Source organism: Pontibacter sp. Tf4 (assembly GCF_014212495.1).
In the GTDB taxonomy this organism is placed as follows: Bacteria; Bacteroidota; Bacteroidia; order Cytophagales; family Hymenobacteraceae; genus Pontibacter.
Window position 1 is genome coordinate 104,824 of sequence record NZ_JACKZC010000005.1, and the last position, 20,238, is coordinate 125,061.

Here is a 20,238-nt window from a genome sequence, read left to right on the forward strand (position 1 = left end):
GCTGTCTGTATAGTGTTTGTTGTGCTCTACAAAGTCTTTTCAGAAGTGGCCGGATTAGTCTGTGATAAGTTGCCCGGGAGACCGCCTATTGTTAAACTATAGTTAACCCGGGAAGTGGCAACAGCTATAGTTCTGCTGCGCTGTGGCCGGGCATAAAAAAACTGCCCTGCAGCCAGTGGCTACAGGGCAGTTTATAAGGTAAGCTATCGTCTGCTTATTTTCTGTGCAGTAGTTTCACCGATTTTTGAAGACCGGATTTGCACACAATGTTGGCAAAGTATAAGCCATCAGACAGTTTAGCGCCGTCTACTTCCACAGACACCCGCTCGCCGGCCGCTGCATTACCAGCTTTCAGTTCGCGTACCAACTGGCCTTTGGAATCAAACAGCTGCACTACATACTCCTGCGACTCAGCCACTGTAAACTCTAAGGTAGTTCTGTCGGCGAATGGCATTGGGTATGCTGTCGCTTCTATACCTGGTGCGGTTTCGGACTGCAGCGCGCTTGCTCTGGTTATAGTTTGCAGTGCAACGTTTTCGCTGTCGATGCAGAAGCTGATGTCGTCAATTGCACCAGAACCTACATAGTCTACACCAGTACCATCGAGGTACACTTTCATCAGCATTACACCGCTGGTAGCACCCAGGTCTACGATCTGCTTGCTGTTGTTGCCCAGTGGTTTCAGTTGTACACTGTACAGCTCGTTGCCCTCGCCATCGTATAGTTTCACCCACGACCAGTCTTCATATTCATCGATATCAAGTGCTTTAAGTGAGTACAGCGTTACAGGTCCGAAGGCAGAGAAGTCCAGTTCCAGGATACCGCCCCACTGGTTATCGTTCGGCACGTTGGTTCTGTCCTGGTTGATGATCAGCACATTGCCCCAGTCTTCGGTGTACAGGTCTTCATCGTCACCAGTCGGCATGCCGGTATTAAAGATAGCAGCATGATTGCCCAGGGCTATTGGTCCATCCGATGTACGGCGGCGACCCAGTATACCGATCTCACCAGCGTTGGTAGTAGTCGATGTGATCAGGCCTGGCTCATCCTGGTTGAAGTCAGCGATGTAACAGCTTGGCTCTGGCTCAGGAGTAACGCATGGCTCTTCCACTTCGCGGGTAATGCAGAACTTGATCTCATCGATCGCGCCGGAACCTACATAGTCTACGCCGGTACCATCCAGGTACACACGCATCTTCATAACTCCCTCTGTATTGCCCAGATCCACGATCTGTTTGCTGTTATTGCCAAGCGGCTGCAGCTGCACGCGGTATAGTTCGTTACCGGCACCATCATACAGCACTACCCACGACCAGTCTTCGTACTCGTCAATGTCGAGCGCTCTGAGCGATGTCATGGTAACAGGTCCGAAAGCAGAGAAGTCCAGTTCCAGCACGCCACCCCATTGGTTGTCGTTTGGCACATTGGTTCTGTCCTGGTTAATGATCAGTACTTTACCCCAATCCGGAGTGTACAGGTCTTCATCGTCACCAGTCGGCATTTCGGAGTTGAAGATAGCGGCGTGGTTGCCCAGGGCTATCGGTCCTTCCGGTGTGCGGCGCTGGCCTACGATCTGAACGAGACCGGCATTGGTCATGGTAGAGGTAATAAGACCGGTATCATCCTGCTCAAAGTCGATTTCGTAGCAGGTAACTTCGGTGCGGGTAACCACCTGCGCCGGCAGTACTGTGGCAGTGGCAGTGGCGCTGCAACCTGTGCTGTTGTTGGTAACAGTTAAGGTATAAGTACCGGCCATGTTCACGGTTGGGTTCTGCTCGTTATAGGTAGTTCCGTCCGGTCCGGTCCAGCTGTACGATACGTTGGCTGTGGTAGACGAACCTGTTAACTGCACCGTACCGGTCACGCAATCCAGTGTGCCGCCCATTGCTGCTACATTCGGTGCATCGTCGTTCAGGTTAACAACTACGGCATCAGATGCACTGCAGCCAGTACGGTTATGAGTTACAGTAAGCACATAAGTACCTGGCTCGTTTACAACCGGTGTAAGTGTGGTAGCACCTGATACAATGTTACCATCTGTAGTTGTCCATAAGTACGATACATTCTCGGTAGTAGAAGTACCCTGCAGCTGCACAGATGTTACTTTACAGGTCAGGGTGCGGGTTGCGCCGGCATCTACGTTAGGCAGATCGGTACGCTCTCTTACCACTACTTCGTCTGAAGCGCTGCAGCCTGTGCTGTTGTTGGTTACAGTAAGTACGTAGGTACCTGCCGCATTTACAACTGCTACAGCACTGTTGGCACCGGATACAATGTTACCGTCATGGGTTGTCCAGGCAAAGGTTACATTCTCCATATTGGAGGTACCTCTCAGCCTTACAGACTGCACATCGCAGGTAAGCACCTTGCTTTCACCGGCATCTACTACCGGACGAGGTTCTTCCTTAACTATAGCATCGCCGAAGGTGTTATCGCAGCCGCCTTTGTCTGTGGTAGCTACCACACGGTACCTGCCGGCCGGCTGCACGCCAAAGCTGATAGCGGAGCCGGTACCTTCTACTTCAGCACCAACATTGGTCCATACAGCACCGTTCAGCACCTGCAGCTGGTAATCCACATTATTTTCAGAATCAGCTAAGGTTACTACGGCCCCGGCTGGGGTAGCACCCTGGCAGTAGTGGCCGCCGGTCAATGTATAAGCAGTTGGCAGATCGATTACTCTTATAGTTGTAGTGGCAGTACCAACACATCCGTTTGTTCCGGTTACGGTATAGGTAAGCGTATGCAATCCAACACCTGCTGTAGCCGGGTTAAACTGATAGCCGCCATTTACAGCTGTTACGCCGGCACCAGTCCAGACACCACCTGCAGGTGTACCCGCTAACGTAAAGGCTGGCGCATCTATGCAGATTCGGCCATACTCCTGAACAGTAACATGCGGCACGTCAATATCCTTGGTTACCTGAACGGTAGCAGTGTTTGAGCAGCCGGTTTCAGGGTTTGTTACGGTCAGTGTATAAGTACCTTCCATTCCTACGGCTACCTGCTGTCCTTCCAGCGCAGCGCCTGTTGGTCCTACCCAGGTATAAACAGCTCCCTGTATGTCAGATGAGCCACTTATAGTTACGGTTGGGTTGTCGCAGGTAATTTTACCACTTACAGAAGCCGAAGCCTCAGGCAATGGGTTAACTATAACTGTTGCATTACCAAAGGTATCGTCGCAGCCGGTGGTGGCATTGGTGGCCAGTACACGGTAAGTTCCTGCAGGCTGTATACCAAAGCTGATGCCTGCGCCTGTGCCTGCTACCATGGCATTGGTTACATTGGTCCAGGTGCCGTTGTTGTTGATCTGTAACTGGTAATTTATGCCTGTGTCAGAGTCAGCAAGGGTTACGGCAGCACCCGCTGGAGTTGCTCCAGTGCAGTAAGCGCCTCCGGTTAAAGTATAAGCTGCCGGCAGGCCGTTTACAACTATAGTTGCAGTTGCCGAACCTTCGCATCCGTTCTCACCAACTACCGTGTAAGTAAGCACATGCGAGCCTACACCTGCAGTGGCCGGGTTAAACTGGTAGCCGCCATTCACAGCTGTTACGCTGGTTCCGGTCCAGGTGCCTCCCGCCGGTGTTCCGCCTAAGGTGATGGCAGCAGCATCCACGCAAACAGGTCCGTATGTGCCGGCTGTTACAGTTGGTACATCTTTATCTTCTTCCACCACTACCTGGTCGGTATCAGTACAGCCTGCTGCAGTCTCTACAGTAAGTGTATAGGTACCAGGTGCCATAACAGATGGGTTCTGTGCTGTAGAAGTGAAGTCGTTTGGTCCTGTCCAGGAATAGGAAGTAACCGCAATATCTGCAGAACCACTTAAGGTAACAGATCTGACACTACAGGTTAACTTACCAGTTACAGATGCAGTAGCTACCGGATTAGGATTGATAGTTACAACTATAGCTGCTCTCGGGCTTTCGCAGTTACCTACAGTTTGTGTTACATAGTAGGTAAGTGTGGTGGCAGTGGCAGTGCTTGGCACAGGGGCAGTAGCTGAGCCTTCTCCGCCTGTTGGTGCAGTGTACCATAGCAGATTGGTGCCAGTGGCAGTAAGTGCTACAGCTGTTTCGCCCACGCAATACGATACCGGTGATGTACCCGGAGCATTAGGAGTAGTGCCGGGAGCTGCAACGCCAGAGCCAGGTGCACTTGTACAGCCATTAACTGTTTGCGTTACGGTGTAAGTACCAGCAGCCTGTACGGTTATAGTTGCGGTTGTTGCGCCGTTGCTCCAAAGCAGAGAGCCTGTATAGTTGCTGGCGGTAAGTGTAGAAGTACCATCGCAATTATCGACTACGGTTACGGTAGGTGCAGCTGGTATGGCGTTTACTGTTATGGTTTGTGAACAGATTTTATCGCCGTAGCCCTGCTTGCTTATTTTAACCGACAGTGTATATGTACCGGCAGCCCCTGCCAGCACCTGCACCGAAGTAGAAGTAGCTCCGCCCGTGGCGGTTATCGTTTTGGTGCCATCTCCGGCCGCGCCAACTATAGTTCCGTTACCGGTTATTGACCACAGATATGTCGCATCTGCCACATCGCTTGAAGCGGTATACTGGGTGGTTGCCCCTGAACAAACCGCTGTATCAGGTATAATGTCACAGGTAGGGAAGATGATCTGGTTTACATTTTTGAAAGGAACGGTCTGGTTACCTACACTGATCACGTCATCTGACGGATCAATTACCAAACCAGCACTGATCGCGGCCTGCAGGTTACCGGTTGGCTTGCTGCCAGGGTCACATTCGATACGTACATCTATACGCAACACTACTTTTTCGCCGGCTTCCAGGTCGTCAACTTTTACGGTGCCAAGCAGTTTGCTGCCGTTCTGGAATAATGGCCCTGTAAGCTGCTCTTCTGTTAATGTTGCAGTGCTGCCGCCATCATCAACTATACCAGCGTCTGTGCCGCCCGGGCCATCGCCGCCAACATCGCCATAGTTTACCTGTACACCCACTATATCGCCCAGTGCAACACCAGGTTGCCCGGTGGCATCTGCCAGAAACTCATAATCCAGTTCTATAGTTTGTGCACCAACAGCGTCATCCGCCACGGTTATTTGTGTCAGGAAGGTAACAATGTCGCCACAGGTAAAATCCCCGCCTTCCAGCGACTCCACTACATCGTTGTTAACCCCGATGGTTCTGTCATCGAAAGCGCCGCCGCCTGTAGCGTGGTTATAAGTGTAAGGCGCTGCAGCCACAAAGTCCAGGCTAAAGTCTCCCCCATCATACGCAGCAGCTGCCGCTTTTGGGGTTGCCAGGTTCATAGCGGACCATAGCGCAGCTCTTACACCGGATTTGGAAAGCAGAAGCTGGCTGGAGTAGCTGTTCGATTTGACTACGCTTACATAGTTTGCGTTCAGTACGCCTGGTACTGCAAAAAGCAGTAACACCAGCCATAGCCGCTGCCAATGCGTTTTTAATAAGTGTTGCGTTATACACGCGTAATTGTCGAAATTTTTCATAAATAACTCGTTTTCATAGTTTATGATAGTTATTACCAGATAATCGTCCTGCAACAGCAGGCAACAGGGAACGTGAGAATGAATACCGTTGTGTTAATTTACAACACAGATTCAGCAGGCTACGGAGGCTTTACAACCAGGGCCGCCAGGTAGAGGGCGCCTTCGGGCCGGGCATATAATTTACTCATGATTGGTATGGGTTTAGGTTAGCAGATGACCCTGAAAATGGTTGTGGTACATAGCAAGAAAGGCAGATAGCACAAAGCCCCCTGCCATAATGCCAGAAAACAGAAATAGTAACCAATTGAGAAATGAACCACTGGTAGCGTCTCACCATTTTGTTAATTTGTTTTAACAAACAAGTAATTCCCGCAGCACTATGCCGGGGCCTATCAGGGCTTATAGGTGTAGAGGGTTGGGGCGATATAAATCCGGTTTATAGTTTTAGCATCCCTACCAGGCACCGGATTAGTAAACAGTTTTACAATACGAGTATTATGTACTAATATTTATAATATTTTGCACTTTATAAAACAAAAAGCTACTGTTATATAGTAAAAGAATATATAGCTTGAGTTAACAGCAGGTATTACTTAGTACAATTAAATAAGGCTTTTTATATATACTCTTTCATCAATTTCCGGAAGATTTTATAAAAAAAGGCGGGGCGCCCGGTATAGTTACCGGACGCCCCGCCTGTATTAAAACAGCCTCCTACTGTTTAGTCTCGTTTCAATAATAGTTTCACGGCTTTGGCACCGGAGTCGCTGGTCATACGGGCAATGTACAAGCCTTCGTTCAGGCCGGCACCATCTACTTCAACCACCTGCAGTTCACCTGCTTTGGCTGTTCCCGCTTTCAGTTGTCTCACCAGTGCGCCTTTCATGTCATACAGGTTCACTACAAAGTTCTCGGTACGGCTGGTAGTAAATTCTATGGTAGCCTTGTCAGAGAACGGTGTTGGGTAAGCACTGATACGATCAGACTCTACGCCATCTAATTTCTGAACTTTAGTTATGGATTTTGGAGTTGCAGGAGTTCCACCCAAAGGACAACCTGCATTGTTTAGGCCATCTAAATATGTCGCATATGAACCTGCAGTGTTATTTCTGAATGCCGCATTAACCCCACTGATTATTTGTGAAGTAGTCAATTTGTAATCCACATCTGGGTGGCAAGCATTAAGAATTGCAGCTACACTCTGACGACCCAGATTATTAATACCGCCACCACCAAGGTTGAGTACTTGTATTAGTGTCAGATCTTTTAAGCTGGCAGGAGCATCCGCAAACACAGTTCCATATTTTGTATTAGGAGATAAATTCAATCCATCACAAGTCACCCAACGGTTTGTGTGGTTTTTCCAGTAACCTAAAGTACAACCCTCGAAGGCTACGCAGGTAGGTGCCACCAGAGTAACTACACTGCTGGAAGCTGTACATTGATTAGCATCTCTAACACTTACAGTATAAGATCCTGCTCCTAGATTAGGGATAGTATAAGATCCGGTACTGTTTACAGATGATGCGAAGTTATTAACACTAACTGTGTATGGACCTGTACCTCCGGATATTGTTCCAGAAATAGAACCTCCCGATAAATTGGCGCAGGTAGGATTACTACCTGTTGCAGTTACTGTAATGCCAGTTGGTTGATCTACTGTTTCTGTTAGGGTTTCAGTACAACCGTTAGCATCGGTTACAGTTACAGTGTATGTACCGGCCGCAAGTCCGGTCAAATCCTGTGGATCGTTGTCAGGCGACTCAGCACCGTCGTTGCTCCAGTCATAAGTATAAGGTGATACGCCACCACTTACGCTCAAATTAATGGCACCGGTGCTGGCGCCGTTACAGGCCACATCAGTTACCACAGCAGAAAGAACAATATCACTGGCTTGATCCACTGTCTCAGTTAGGGTAGCAGTACAGCCGTTAGCATCTGTCACGATTACAGTATAGCTACCTGCTGCAAGATTTGTCAAATCCTGAGCATCATTATCTGGGTTCTCAAGTCCATCGTTGCTCCAATCATAAGTATAGGGAGAGGTACCCCCGCTAACGCTCAGGTTAATGGCTCCTGTACTAGCGCCATTGCAGGCTACATCTGTAACTATGGCAGAAAGCATAATACCACTTGCTTCTTCTACAGTTCTTGTTAATGTTTCTGTGCAGCCATTAGCGTCGGTTACTGTTACTGTGTATGTACCGGCCGCAAGCCCACTAAGATCCTCTGTATCGTTGTCAGGTGATTCAGCACCGTCATTACTCCAGTCAAAGGTATATGGGCTAACACCACCGCTAACACTAAGATTTATTGCACCAGTACTGCCGCCATTACAAGCTACATGGGTTACCACTGCGGATAGTGTAATGTCGCTGGCTTCATCCACTACCTCAGTCAGAGTAGCAGTACAGCCATTGGCATCAGTTACAGTTACAGTATAGCTGCCTGCAGCAAGTCCGGTCAAATCCTGTGGATCGTTATCTGGCGATTCAGCACCGTCGTTGCTCCAGTCATAAGTATAAGGTGATACGCCACCACTTACGCTCAGATTAATGGCACCGGTGCTGGCGCCGTTACAGGCCACATCAGTTACTATGGCTGAAAGCACCATGTTAGAAATGGTTATAGTGACAGCATCATCATCTGTTGGACAAGGGCCTGTTGGGTCAGCAGATGTCAAAGTAAGTGTTACTGTACCGGCACTAACTTCGGCTGCAGATGGAGTATAAGTTGGGTTAAGCACATTTCTGCTTGGGTTAAATGTACCTGTACCACCAGTCCAGCTGCCCGTGGTTGCACCACCGGTTACAGAACCATTTAATTGTACTGGATCTGCACTGCATGAAGTCACATCTGTGCCCGCATTGGTTACAACTGGTGTAAATATCAATGCCTGTACCTCCTCAGGTGTAGTTACGCATCCGTTAGCACTGGTAGCAGTAATCCAGAAAGAGGTTGTTGAAGATAAACTGCTTGTAGTAAATGTTGTACCTGTTTCTAGAAGGTTACCATTTGTAGCAGCATCGTACCATCTATAAGTTACTCCATTTAGTGGCGTAGGTACCTCGAAAGTTACTATACCAGGACCACACCTTTCTTCATCCAGCACACCAACAACACCTGAAGGAGTAATGTCTACATCAACCTCAATTACGTCTGTATCCGTACAACCTGACGAAATATCAGTTTTGGTAACTGTATAAGTTTTAGGCTCTGTTGGGTTCGCGATCGGGTTACTAATATTTGTTGCACTTAAGCCATCTGCAGGCTCCCAGGAATATGTAAAAGCTGCATCGGGTGCTTCTCCTATTTGTTTACCATTTGTATTACTGGTACAGGTTATTGTAAAGTCGTCTCCGGCAAAGGCTGTAACCGCTGCATTATCTACAGTTACTGTAATCTGATCTGTATCAGAACAATTATCTGCTGTTCTTGTCTTGGTAACAGTATAAGTTGTTGTGGTAGTTGGGTTAGCAGTTGGATTACTTATGTTGGATGCACTTAGGCCAGTAGTAGGGGTCCATGAATATGTAAACCCTGTTTGAGGAGATTCTCCTATTTGTTTACCATTCGGATTACTAACACAAGTAATAGAAAAGTCGTCTCCGGCAAAAGCTACAACAGGTGTTCTGATCGGCAGCACAGGTATAGCATCGCATTTAGGAGCTATCTTATCAGGATTTGCAGTTATTGCAGGACATTGATTGGCTGCAATATCAGAGGCAGGAGTCCAGGCACCATAAAAGTTTTGAATTTCTACCTGGTTACCGCAATTATAGGTGATTGGAATACTTATAAGTGTTTGTGTTGTTCCACCCGGAAAACCATCATCATTACAGTCACTTATTGGAGTGCTACTGATAACGTTTCCATTTGCATCTTTAATTACTAAAGTGCCCCAATAAGCATATGCTGTTCTATTAGATTCTGTTGTGTTTTCAATTCTGAATGTCAGGTTTGATGTAAGGGGTTCTCCAGGTGTACAAGTCACACAACCTGTACCGCTTAATGAAGCACTGAGTACTCTAAGATCATTAGAGGTACATGAAGTTGCAGGTGGAAGGTTTTGAGCATTAGTATTAACTGAAAAAGAAAAAACAGCTGTCATAACCATAGCAATTTGCCATAGTGCGTGCAGCTGCTTCGAAAGAAAATTACCCGTTCTGTGGGTATGAATTAAAATGTCTTTCATAAGTAAAAGTTTTCATAGTATTTAATGTTTGGCTTTCTTCAGAATTTCTCTTTGCACTTTGCAAAGCAGGTAGCGTAAAGTTATAGCTCGGTAAAAGCTACAAATCAGGGAGGACGTACTGCATTAGCCGCAACAAGGTAGCTGTTGCCTGCCTGGTTGAGACAAAGTATTATCATAGTAACTTAGTTGATTTTAATCCTACTTCGGGGGGTGTACCCAAAGACAAAATAGACATGTTGTAGCAGTGTTACTTTTTAGCTTCAACTAATAATGTTTTCTGAAATGGATGATTTGTTTAAAGCAGATAGAGGGGACTGCTCTTTATTCCTGACCACTTCCGGGTCATACTGACGACTTTCTTTAAGTAGCACAGCGTCTACATGGAGAGCTTACAAATTTCTACTTACTAAATATAACGGAAGTCAATTTATTTTGTATTATACAAATAATGAATTAAAGCTAATAACTTTTAAACCATGGGGAAACTATAGAATATCAGGGCAAATAAAAATAGCAGAAACATACTATGTTTACTTGAACATATTTATACTTATTCATTAAAAACGGAAGCGAAATTAATATCCGCTTCCGTTTCTAAGTTGTATTATTACTGTTATTTAGTCCACTTTACTCTTTTTTCAGCAGTTTAACTGTTCTGGAGCCTGCGTTATCTATTACCCGAATGAAGTACATACCATCAGGCAAGCTCCGACCATCAACTTCTATCGTTTGCAATTGGCCGGCTTTTGCTTTTCCTGATCTCAAATCTTTGATAAGTTTTCCTTTACTATCATAGAGGTTTATAGTATAGCTACCACTTCGCTCGGATATAAAATCAACATTAACTCTGTCTCGGAATGGAACCGGGTAAGCAGTGATTTTTCTGTCTTCTGCCAGCTTATCTGAACTTTTGATTTCGCTGGAAGAAGTTAAACTCTCAATTGAAGAAGCTGCTCCTATTACAGGTTGAACTAGAGGAGTTGGGCAGGTTTCACGAATGAAGTCATTTGGCCCATCTTTACCAGTAGATGAATCATCATTATCGGAGCAAGTTGTTGTTGCTGTACAACCATTCAAATTGATTGTTAAAGTAAATCCATAGCCTGCGAGTAGGTTATCAAATATTAAATCTCCATTTGCATAATCCAATACTTCCTCATGATAAACTTCAACGTCAGGTTCAGGTACCGTATTTATCTGAACAAGAGTGTAGGTAGCTCCAACAACCGGATTACAGACTTTTAATTTATTTGATTTTTCAGGACCACAAATAGTGGCATTAGTTAAAACAACTATTGGTTTATCTACTGTATTTATAATAAGGTCAGCATAATCAGCTGGGTTCCCGCATACTGCTCCAGTTAACACGGCTTTGTAAGTACCTGCATCTCCTGCTATTACTCCAGTTATTGTTAAAGTTTCTGTTAATGCAGTTGATGTTATATTAGCTCTACCTCCTAGTCCTCCATCAGCTATTTCAGAACCTAATACTTCTTCGTTGCTTGGTGTGCCAGGATTATCTGCTGTCTCAACTTTATACCACTTAACATTTACTCCTGATGCTCCTTCACCTTCAACAGTAGCAGTAAATGAGGCATTTTCCGTAGGGCAAACTGTTACATCAGCAGATAGTGCTAAAGTGGCAGGCGGAACGATAGTAAATGGTACCACAGATAAATCTTTAAGCTCTGCGGTAAAGGAATCGGATGAACGTGTTTTAAAGGTAATTGTTGATGCAGGATTACATGCATCAGGCTCCAGCCCTGAATCAGTTAAGTTTATAGCTCCTTCAATTAATTGGAAAGCATAAGTAGTATTAGAAGCGCTTCCATCACCATTAAATCCTCCTCCAGGTATAACTGCAGGAACATTCAAAATATTTACAGTTAAATAAGAAAAGGCATCCACATTCATTGGCCCACTCCATACTCCGCCTGCCTGAACAACTCTAGCTGCAATCTTAGGATTTGTACCACCACCGCTAAAATCTACGCTTAAGATAAAGTCATTTAATGTACGACCACCTAATGGGCCGCTACCTACAATAGAGCCATTTCCTCCATTAGGAGCAGTAAAAACCAGACCCGCCTGGTTATATTCTATGTCGCCATAACTTGTACCATCTGTAGAACGTGTTTCGAAGGCGAAAAACAGCCATTTATCACCATTTACATCTCTTCTTGTATGCAGGTATACGTTTGTGATATCATTTTTCTGCGGGCCACCATCAGCTGCTTTAACACTCCAAGGATCTTGTCCGGCTCCTGACCCAATAAAATCGCTGTTTTTATTACTTGTACCAGAAAACATATCTAGCTCAGGATATATGCTTTTGTTACCTGAGTTACCATCTATCTTCCAAACTGTTTGTTTGTCTGCAGTTTCTCCTACAACATAATTGCCATTTACTTTCTTAAGGACACCATTAGTTCCTGTCCAATCATCGCCAACAGTAGGGTAGTTAGTATAATTGCCAGCATTCCAAAAAGGAGGAAGTGTGCCAGATTGAAAATGAGCGTCTACTTCGAATCCTCTATTAGTAGAAGTGCTAACTCCCACTGTTCCACCTTTACCCGGTACTGGATCCGTCTTCTGAGAAAATGCATCAAGTCCTGAACATAAAAGTAAAACAAGCATTATAGTAGCATAATGCCATAGTTTCTTTAATGTAACACCACTTGCCTTGTTTAAATAATTGTTAATTTCTTTCATGAGTAAATACTTTCATATTGTTGATTTCTAGTTGTATGTAATGTGATTGGCTGCTAAAAGCAGAAACATGGTGCGCCAAACGATAAGAAGCTTAAAGTTTTAGTTGTGATGTTTTTGCCTAAAGACTAAGGAGGTTGCGGTAAAGTTTGGACAATAGAGTAGCAATTGCCTATGACGTGTAAGCAGTTTAATTTCATATAAAATATGTTATGTCAGTTAAGGTACCTGTGTGGTTGCGCTACAACGAAGAAGCCGGAATCAGTGGAAGCCTTTTTTGGGTAGCCCGTGACTGGATTTTAAGTTATGATGGAGTGCAATGCAGAACAGCCTGAAGAGGGGAAAACTGCTTAATAACCCAACCTAAGGAAAGAGGTTGGTAATAAACACAAAATGTGTTGGGTTCTGCGCTGTACAAGTTTCAGTAAGTTTGAAGCAATTAGTACAGCATTTTCAAATAGTTATTTTAAAGTACGTATCCGTGATTATTTTATACTTTATTTCAACTACTATATTGTAAATTATTAAAATACTATGGGGAAATGCTTTCAGTACAAAGGGAATAAATTCTGAATGCTCCAGCCCACTCTTATAGACTTTTAGCAACGAGCGACTGATAACTTTGTACCTTAAGGTTTCATGCTGCATTATCATCATAATTGATTAAACTATACAAAAACAGACAGGCAAAGTGCCTGTCTGTTTTTGTATAGTTTAATCAAATGTTACTTTCTCTTTAACAGCTTCACAGTCTTTGAACCCGATCCGTTTACTATACGAGCCAGGTACATACCTTCAGCCAGGTCCTTGCCGTCTACTTCTATAGTTTGAGTTTCGCCAGCTTTTACCGTACCAGACTTCAGTTCTCTGATCAGCTTGCCCTTCATGTCATATAAGTGAATAACATAATTACCACTTCTTTCAGATCGGAACTCTATGGTTGTTCTGTCATAGAAAGGAATTGGGTAGGCAGTTGCTTCATCTTCTACAACCTTATCTTTAGCTTCTATACTACTGGCTTTATTTGTTTGTATCGATTTATCAATTACTGGATCTTCACATACAGCCGGATCAGAAGAGCAACCACCCGCGTTAACAACAGTTAAACTATAACCTGCGCCAGCTGTCAAGAAGGCACCATCGTTAGCAGATCCGCTGAATGAAACTACCTGCCCTGCAGTTGTAGGACCAACACTTTTAGTAACTCCGCCACTAACGAGTGTATAGGTACTTCCTGCTAGAACTTCACTGGTAACAGTAACGGTAGCATAAGCACTTCCACAAAGGCTTGGATCAGTTATATCTACGTCTATATCTCCTGGTGACGGAGTTACAGTAAGGGCATTTTGAGCCACCCCGATACAGTTGCCGGCACCACTTAACTGCGCATAAACTGTTTTACTGCTGGAAGTATAAGTTGCTGGCGTAGAAATTGGATTTGAGAATACACCTCCAGAATAAGTCTCATACCAACCAGCTACGCTTACTCCTTGGGCACCACCTGTAACGGTACTGTTTTTGGTTGTAAGATTAAATACTGCTGTGGAACCACCTATGGTTGTCGGGCAAGAAGTCATTGTTGTATTAGTTCCTTGTGGCGATGAGCTGACTGTTAATACATTCTGGGCTACTCCAATACAGCCACCGTTTCCAGTAAGTTTTGCATAAACTGTTTTGTTTCCGGAAGTATAGGCGGTTGGTGTTAAAATTGGATTTGAAAAGACATTAGCCGAATAAGTTTCATACCAACCTTCCACGCTTACTCCAGCGATATTCCCTGTAACTGTGCTATTTTTAGTAGTTAAATTAAAAGTAGCTGTATTACCACCTATAGCACTAGAGCAAAGTGTTTGGAAAGTATTTGTACCAGTAGGAGAAGTATTAACAGTTAATACGTTTTGAGCCACACCAATACAGCTTCCTGCTCCAATTAATTTAGCATAAACGGTTTTACTTCCTGACTCATAGCTATCAGCTGAAGCAATCTGATTAGAGAATACTCCATTCGCGTAAGTCTCATACCAGCCTTCTACTGTAACTCCTGTTGCTCCCCCAGTAACTGTACTGTTTTTGGTAGTTAAATCAAAAATAGCTACGCTTCCTCCAATTGAGCTTGAGCAAAGCGTTTGGGAAGTACTAGTTCCGGTTGGAGATGGCGTAACTGTTAAAGCATTTTGAGCTACACCTATACAACCACCTGCGCCTGTTAATTTTGCATAAACAGTTTTACCTGTTGCTGATGTATAGCTTTCTGGGCTTTCAATCTTATTAGAAAATGCGCCAGATGCATAAGTCTCATACCAGCCCTCTACACTTACACCTGCTACGTCACCTGTAACGGTACCGTTCTTAGTTGTTAAATCAAAAGTAGCTGTTGAACCACCTATTGTGGTTGGGCAGGCACTCATAGTTGTATTGGTACCCTGAGGGGTAGGATTTACTGTTAACAGAGCCGTTTTAGAAGGTTCACCACAAGTTGCCCCAAAAAGTTTAGCTTTATAAGTTGCACCATCACCTGTAGTTAAGTTAGTCAATGTTAAGGTACTTGTAGTTGCTGTAAATGTAATACCTGAAGTAATTTCTGTCTCAGTTGTTCCGGTAACTTTATACCATTTCACGTTTGAACCAAGCGCACCTTCCCCCCCAACGGTTGTCGTAAAAACAGCACTTTCACCAGGGCATTTGGTTAGAGGGCTTATGTCTGATAAAGTTGATCCAGGCACCAGCTGAAAATTTAAAATATCGAAATCCTTCAATTCAGCAGTATATGAACTTGATGATCTGGTTTTAACTGTAACAGTAGCCTCTGGCGAACATCTGTTTAAAGCTTCTAATCCAGGCACTTTGCTAATATTTATACCACCTTCAACAAACTGGAGTGCCATTACTGTATTGGCAAATGCGCCATCACCAGTAAAAGCTTTATTAGGAGCTACAGCATCAATTATTCCTGAGTTTGTTGTAACAAATGCACCGAGTTCAGTTACTGGTAATTCATCAGACCATGTGCCAGTGGCTAACCATTTCCTGATACCGACAACCGGCCTGTTACCACCACCTGTATAATTGATTACTAAAAGGAAGTCATTAACAGTACGGCCATTTACTGAGCCATTTCCAACTAAGTTGCTTCCTTCTATTTTAACACCAGCTTGGTTGTATTCGAAATCCAGGTAGCTATTTCCACTAGTTGACCGTGTTTCTGCGCCGAAAAACAGCCAGGTATCCCCATTAATATCCTCTCTTCCGTGCAGGTAGGTATTTGTTATGTCGTTCTTTTGTGGGCCGCTTCCACCCAATTGAATCAGGTAAGGGCTTTGTCCTGTACCAATAGGGTTGCCGTTTTTGTTAGAAGTTCCGGCAAATGAGGCAACTTCAGCTGTCACACTATTATTACCCCAGTTACCATCAACCTGCCAGATAGACCTTCCATCAACTGAACTTCCTGGGGTTGATACTCCTCCTACCTGCTTCAGTACAGCATTCCCTGAAGAGCCTTTCGACCAGTCATCAGCAGTCCTTGATGCATTTGGTGGAATAATCGTGTAACTACTAGAGGTCCACCATGTAGGAATAAAACCAGATTTAAAATCAGAATCTACCTCAAAACCGGCTGCAGTTCCTCCTCTACCCGGATCAGGACCGGATTTTTGAGCATAAATATTACTCGTTATCAATAAAACACCCAACATTAACAAAGTAAATCGCCATAAAAATTGCAATTGCTTCGTCTTTAAACTGTCTGCTTTGATTAAAAAAAAGTTAATGTTTTTCATAAATAAATACCTTCATAGTGTTGTGTTATATAGAGATCATTCGGTTCTCTGGCTTGCCAGAGCTATAGTATATTTTGTGCGAACTTGGGGAAATACAAATTACCTTTAAAGGCATCTTTAGCTTCATGGAGGCTTCAGAAAAAAATGGGCAAAAGAATGACTGTTGCCCTTATTGGTGAGGCAAAGTAGAACCATAAACAAGTAGTTTGAGGATTGCTTAAAGCTGGTTTGCTTGCAAGTGAGAGTAGATAATATGCTATTCCCTACCTTAAAAATTTAAAGTAAAACCAATCACATTTTCAGAAGTCAGGTAGGTAGAGGACAACTCTTACAATGGCTTACTAAAGCACATTACCAAATGGCGTTGCCGGGCAGAGGCGGCAGATAAGTAGAGGTAGCCACAAAAAAAATTGAGTAGCTGTGTTAAAGGTAACGGCAACTACTCAATTTTGTACTATGTAAATAATAAATTAAAGTAAAGCAATTAAATATAGTGGGGAACTATACTTAACAATGGGCAAAAATTAATAAGAATGTTTCAACTTTAATTTAACATTCCGAAAAGCTGTAGCCATAAAAATTATAGACTTCCAACTGCTTGGGTTTTTTATCTCCGTATTGCCTGTAGTAAATATATTTCGGGCTTTCGTCCGGCGACTCATATCCCCACTTTAATCTGTTCTTATACTTTAATTCTTCTGGCAACTCAAGTTTACGTTGTTTCATGTTACTGCACTTTTAGTGGTTAAACATTACTTACTAAACCGGGCTTACATTTTTATCAAACAGCCAGCTATGTGCATGTACGTAACCCAACAAGCCCCGGATGGTACAAAACAACTATAAAACGTGACGCAACAAACTAAATATACAACTCAGGCTTTCTGCTTTGCCTGCTGCGCTGTTGCTGACCGGGCACGCCGCTGCCACTCGCTCAGTCCCCAGAAAGCCATCACTAACAGGATGAAGTAAAACACTGATGTAAAAACCAGCCCCTTAATAAAGTACAGCGGTATAGATGCCACGTTTGTTGCAATCCACCAGTACCAGCTTTCCACTTTTTTGCGGGCCATCAGCCACATACCCGTATAAGCGGTAGCGCTGGCAAATGCATCGCCCCACGGAATTACACCCGGGTAAAACGCATCTTTCAAGTAAACCAGCAAGAAATAGATCAGGGCATAGAGCACCGCGAAAAATACCAGTTGCCAGACCCACATTTTAGGACTTGAAAACGAAATATGCAGAACGGGCTGGTGCTCCTGGTTGCGCCGCGCCCACAGGTACCAGCCATAAATGCTCAGGATGCTATAGTATAAATTTACGCTGGCTTCACCTATCAGGTGGTATTTAAAGCTCAGGTATACATAGATCACCGTACTGATCAGGCCAATGGGATACACCAGAATATCTTCTTTGCGCGAATACCACACACTTACAATACCGGCAACTACGGCAATGTATTCCAGCGCCGTGGTTTGTTGCATGCCTGTTATAAACTGCGCCCACACTTCTGCTATCGTCAGCTCCGAAACTATAGTTGTCAGCAATAAAGCCGGCATAAAACTCATACTTCCCATCGTATATAAATTACAGGCAGCAGTGGTAATCTGCTGCAATTGGTTGCTAAGTTTGCAAATCGAAACTTAATAGCCAAAAGCGTTACAACTATAGACCGCAACTATAACCATGGATGAGATCACTGCCCCGGAACTGAAAGTGCGCTTGGCGCACGGCCACAAGCTGCAACTGCTGGATGTGCGCGAGCCTGAAGAGTTTGAGTACTGCAACCTGGGCGGCGACCTGATCCCGTTAGGCGAACTGCCTAAGCAAACCAGCCGTGTGCGCCGCGATGTGCCTGTGGTTGTCATCTGCCATCATGGTTTCCGGAGTGCCCAGGCTATTAACTTCCTGAGCCAGCGCTACGGCTACGATAACCTGCTGAACCTGAAAGGCGGCATTCACGCCTGGGCCACCCAGGTAGACCCCGAAATGCCCACTTACTAAACTATAAGCTTCCGTTTTACAGGTATTGTCCGGGATAAAGGAAGTAAGCCAGTTTATAGTTCCGGAGATTTCAGAGTCGGCTATAGTTGGTTTGCTATAGTTGCGGCCTTTGTTTTATAGCTGTGAGCGCAAGGTTGTGCACCAAGCTCAAATTCCTCCATGTCTTGCTCTTCCCCACATCCAACATCAGCCCGTCCGGGAAACTATAGTTCAGTTATTCAGAAAAAACATACGCTGCTTTCGGGCCAGCCCATCTTTTAATGTGATAACTTTCTAATTCACAAGGCCTTCAGCATCTCATTTATTAGGCTCCAAAAAATTTAAAATCAAATAAATCACAAAAATATTGGCCGTTGTCCGGAGATTTTTTTGTAATTTTACGCGGCAAATAAGAACCCCTAAATTATTTGCCATGCTCTCTGACCAGAACAAGATTGCCTTCGAAGCACTGACCTACGACGATGTGCTATTGCTCCCCGCCTATTCCGAGGTGCTACCATATAACACTGATACTTCTTCCTGGCTTACGCGCAACATCCGGATAAATGTGCCGCTTCTTTCAGCTGCCATGGATACCGTTACCGAAGCCGATCTGGCAATTGCCATGGCACAGGAAGGCGGCATCGGCATTATCCACAAAAACATGTCGATCAAAAAGCAGGCAGAGCAGGTACGCAAAGTAAAACGCTCTGAAAGCGGCATGATCCTCGACCCGATAACCCTGCCGGAAACTGCCACCCTGGGCGATGCTGTGCAAATCATGACAGACCATAAGATAGGTGGTATTCCTATAGTTGACGCAACAGGTAAGCTTACCGGCATCATCACAAACCGCGACCTGCGTTTCGAGAAAGACCTTACCCAGTCGGTAATTACAGTGATGACGAGCAAAAACCTGATAACAGCAGCACGTGGCACTGACCTGGCCAAAGCAGAAGACATTTTACAGCAGTACAAAATAGAAAAACTGCCTGTTGTAGACGAAGACGGAAAACTGGTCGGCCTTATCACTTACAAAGATATTCTGAAGAAAAAAGACAGACCAAACGCCTGCAAAGACGAGTATGGCCGTCTGCGTGTTGGAGCTGCCGTAGGCGTTACCCCCGATGTGATTGACCGCGTGCAGGCCTTGGTGGAAGCCGGTGTTGACGTGATAAGCGTAGACACAGCCCATGGTCACTCGAAAGGGGTACTGGATGCAGTAAAGAAAATAAAAAGCCTGTTCCCGGATGTAGACCTGATTGCCGGTAACATTGCCACCGCCGAGGGAGCCAGAGCGCTGGCCGATGCCGGTGCCGATGCTGTAAAAGTTGGTGTCGGGCCGGGCAGTATCTGTACCACACGTGTTATTGCAGGTATAGGCGTGCCACAGCTAACTGCCGTAATGGAAGCCGTACGAGGCCTGGAAGGGACCGGCGTGCCGGTAATTGCAGATGGTGGCATTAAATTCTCCGGGGATATTGTAAAAGCATTGGGCGGCGGTGCCAGCACGGTTATGATCGGCTCGCTGCTGGCCGGTACCGAAGAAGCACCAGGCGAGATGGTGATCTACGAAGGTCGTAAGTACAAGACCTATCGCGGCATGGGCTCTGTTGAGGCCATGGAAGAAGGCTCGAAGGACCGTTACTTCCAGGGAAACGAGAAAGATGCCAAGAAACTGGTGCCGGAAGGCATTGTTGGCCGCGTGGCATACAAGGGCTTTGTAAGCGAAGTAATTTACCAGCTGGTGGGCGGTATAAGAGCCGGTATGGGCTACTGTGGCACTCCTACTATTCCAGATCTGCAGAAGGCGCGCATGGTGAAAATAACCGGTGCCGGTCTGCGCGAGAGCCATCCGCATGACGTACAGATCATGCGCGAGGCACCAAACTATAGCCGCTAACTATAGATAAGATGTAGTATAGTTGGTTGGTTTAGAAAATAGAGCCAACCAACTATATATATTTTACGTTATGCAAGGTGATTTTCTAAACTCAGATAAGGTACCTTGCTTAAAGAGCGAAAAATTTTACTACCTTTCATTAACGTAAACACTACACAGATCCAGAAACAGTCGCTGCAAAAACTTCGCA

The 20,238-nt window shown here is 45.0% G+C and carries 8 protein-coding genes; 2 read left to right on the forward strand and 6 right to left on the reverse strand.

Going from position 1 to position 20,238, the window contains the following annotated elements; all coding sequences use genetic code 11:
• Positions 1–214: 214 nt before the first annotated feature.
• From H7F15_RS09570 to pnuC, 6 genes are all read right to left on the reverse strand, one after another.
• Complete coding sequence (locus tag H7F15_RS09570) at positions 215–5,479, reverse strand: hypothetical protein (protein ID WP_185196754.1); 5,265 nt, start codon at positions 5,477–5,479, stop codon at positions 215–217.
• A 721-nt stretch (positions 5,480–6,200) separates the two neighbouring features.
• The gene (locus H7F15_RS09575) at positions 6,201–9,674 is read right to left on the reverse strand and encodes a T9SS type A sorting domain-containing protein (protein ID WP_185196755.1); all 3,474 of its coding nucleotides are present in this window, start codon (positions 9,672–9,674) and stop codon (positions 6,201–6,203) included.
• A gap of 627 nt (positions 9,675–10,301) precedes the next feature.
• On the reverse strand, positions 10,302–12,386 hold the full coding sequence (locus tag H7F15_RS09580; protein WP_185196756.1) for a T9SS type A sorting domain-containing protein: 2,085 nt from the start codon (positions 12,384–12,386) through the stop codon (positions 10,302–10,304).
• A gap of 722 nt (positions 12,387–13,108) precedes the next feature.
• Positions 13,109–16,159, reverse strand: a complete 3,051-nt coding sequence (locus H7F15_RS09585; protein WP_185196757.1) for a T9SS type A sorting domain-containing protein — start codon at positions 16,157–16,159, stop codon at positions 13,109–13,111.
• Positions 16,160–16,708: 549 nt separating this feature from the next.
• The gene (locus H7F15_RS09590; RefSeq protein WP_185196758.1) at positions 16,709–16,885 is read right to left on the reverse strand and encodes a hypothetical protein; all 177 of its coding nucleotides are present in this window, start codon (positions 16,883–16,885) and stop codon (positions 16,709–16,711) included.
• A gap of 149 nt (positions 16,886–17,034) precedes the next feature.
• Positions 17,035–17,730: a nicotinamide riboside transporter PnuC gene (gene pnuC / locus H7F15_RS09595; protein ID WP_185196759.1), complete on the reverse strand. Its 696-nt coding sequence runs from the start codon at positions 17,728–17,730 to the stop codon at positions 17,035–17,037.
• A gap of 118 nt (positions 17,731–17,848) precedes the next feature.
• Here pnuC and H7F15_RS09600 point away from each other — a divergent pair, with 118 nt between their 5' ends.
• On the forward strand, positions 17,849–18,166 hold the full coding sequence (locus H7F15_RS09600) for a rhodanese-like domain-containing protein (protein WP_185196760.1): 318 nt from the start codon (positions 17,849–17,851) through the stop codon (positions 18,164–18,166).
• Between the two features lie 412 nt (positions 18,167–18,578).
• Positions 18,579–20,048, forward strand: a complete 1,470-nt coding sequence (guaB, locus tag H7F15_RS09605) for an IMP dehydrogenase (RefSeq protein ID WP_185196761.1) — start codon at positions 18,579–18,581, stop codon at positions 20,046–20,048.
• Positions 20,049–20,238: the final 190 nt, after the last annotated feature.

What these genes read in the sequence shown, in the direction of transcription:
- H7F15_RS09570 (WP_185196754.1), bottom strand. Translation starts at nt 5,479, where the DNA reads ATGAAAAATTTCGACAATTACGCGTGTATAACGCAACACTTATTAAAA.
- H7F15_RS09575 (WP_185196755.1), bottom strand. Translation starts at nt 9,674, where the DNA reads ATGAAAGACATTTTAATTCATACCCACAGAACGGGTAATTTTCTTTCG.
- H7F15_RS09580 (WP_185196756.1), bottom strand. Translation starts at nt 12,386, where the DNA reads ATGAAAGAAATTAACAATTATTTAAACAAGGCAAGTGGTGTTACATTA.
- H7F15_RS09585 (WP_185196757.1), bottom strand. Translation starts at nt 16,159, where the DNA reads ATGAAAAACATTAACTTTTTTTTAATCAAAGCAGACAGTTTAAAGACG.
- H7F15_RS09590 (WP_185196758.1), bottom strand. Translation starts at nt 16,885, where the DNA reads ATGAAACAACGTAAACTTGAGTTGCCAGAAGAATTAAAGTATAAGAAC.
- pnuC (WP_185196759.1), bottom strand. Translation starts at nt 17,730, where the DNA reads ATGAGTTTTATGCCGGCTTTATTGCTGACAACTATAGTTTCGGAGCTG.
- H7F15_RS09600 (WP_185196760.1), top strand. Translation starts at nt 17,849, where the DNA reads ATGGATGAGATCACTGCCCCGGAACTGAAAGTGCGCTTGGCGCACGGC.
- guaB (WP_185196761.1), top strand. Translation starts at nt 18,579, where the DNA reads ATGCTCTCTGACCAGAACAAGATTGCCTTCGAAGCACTGACCTACGAC.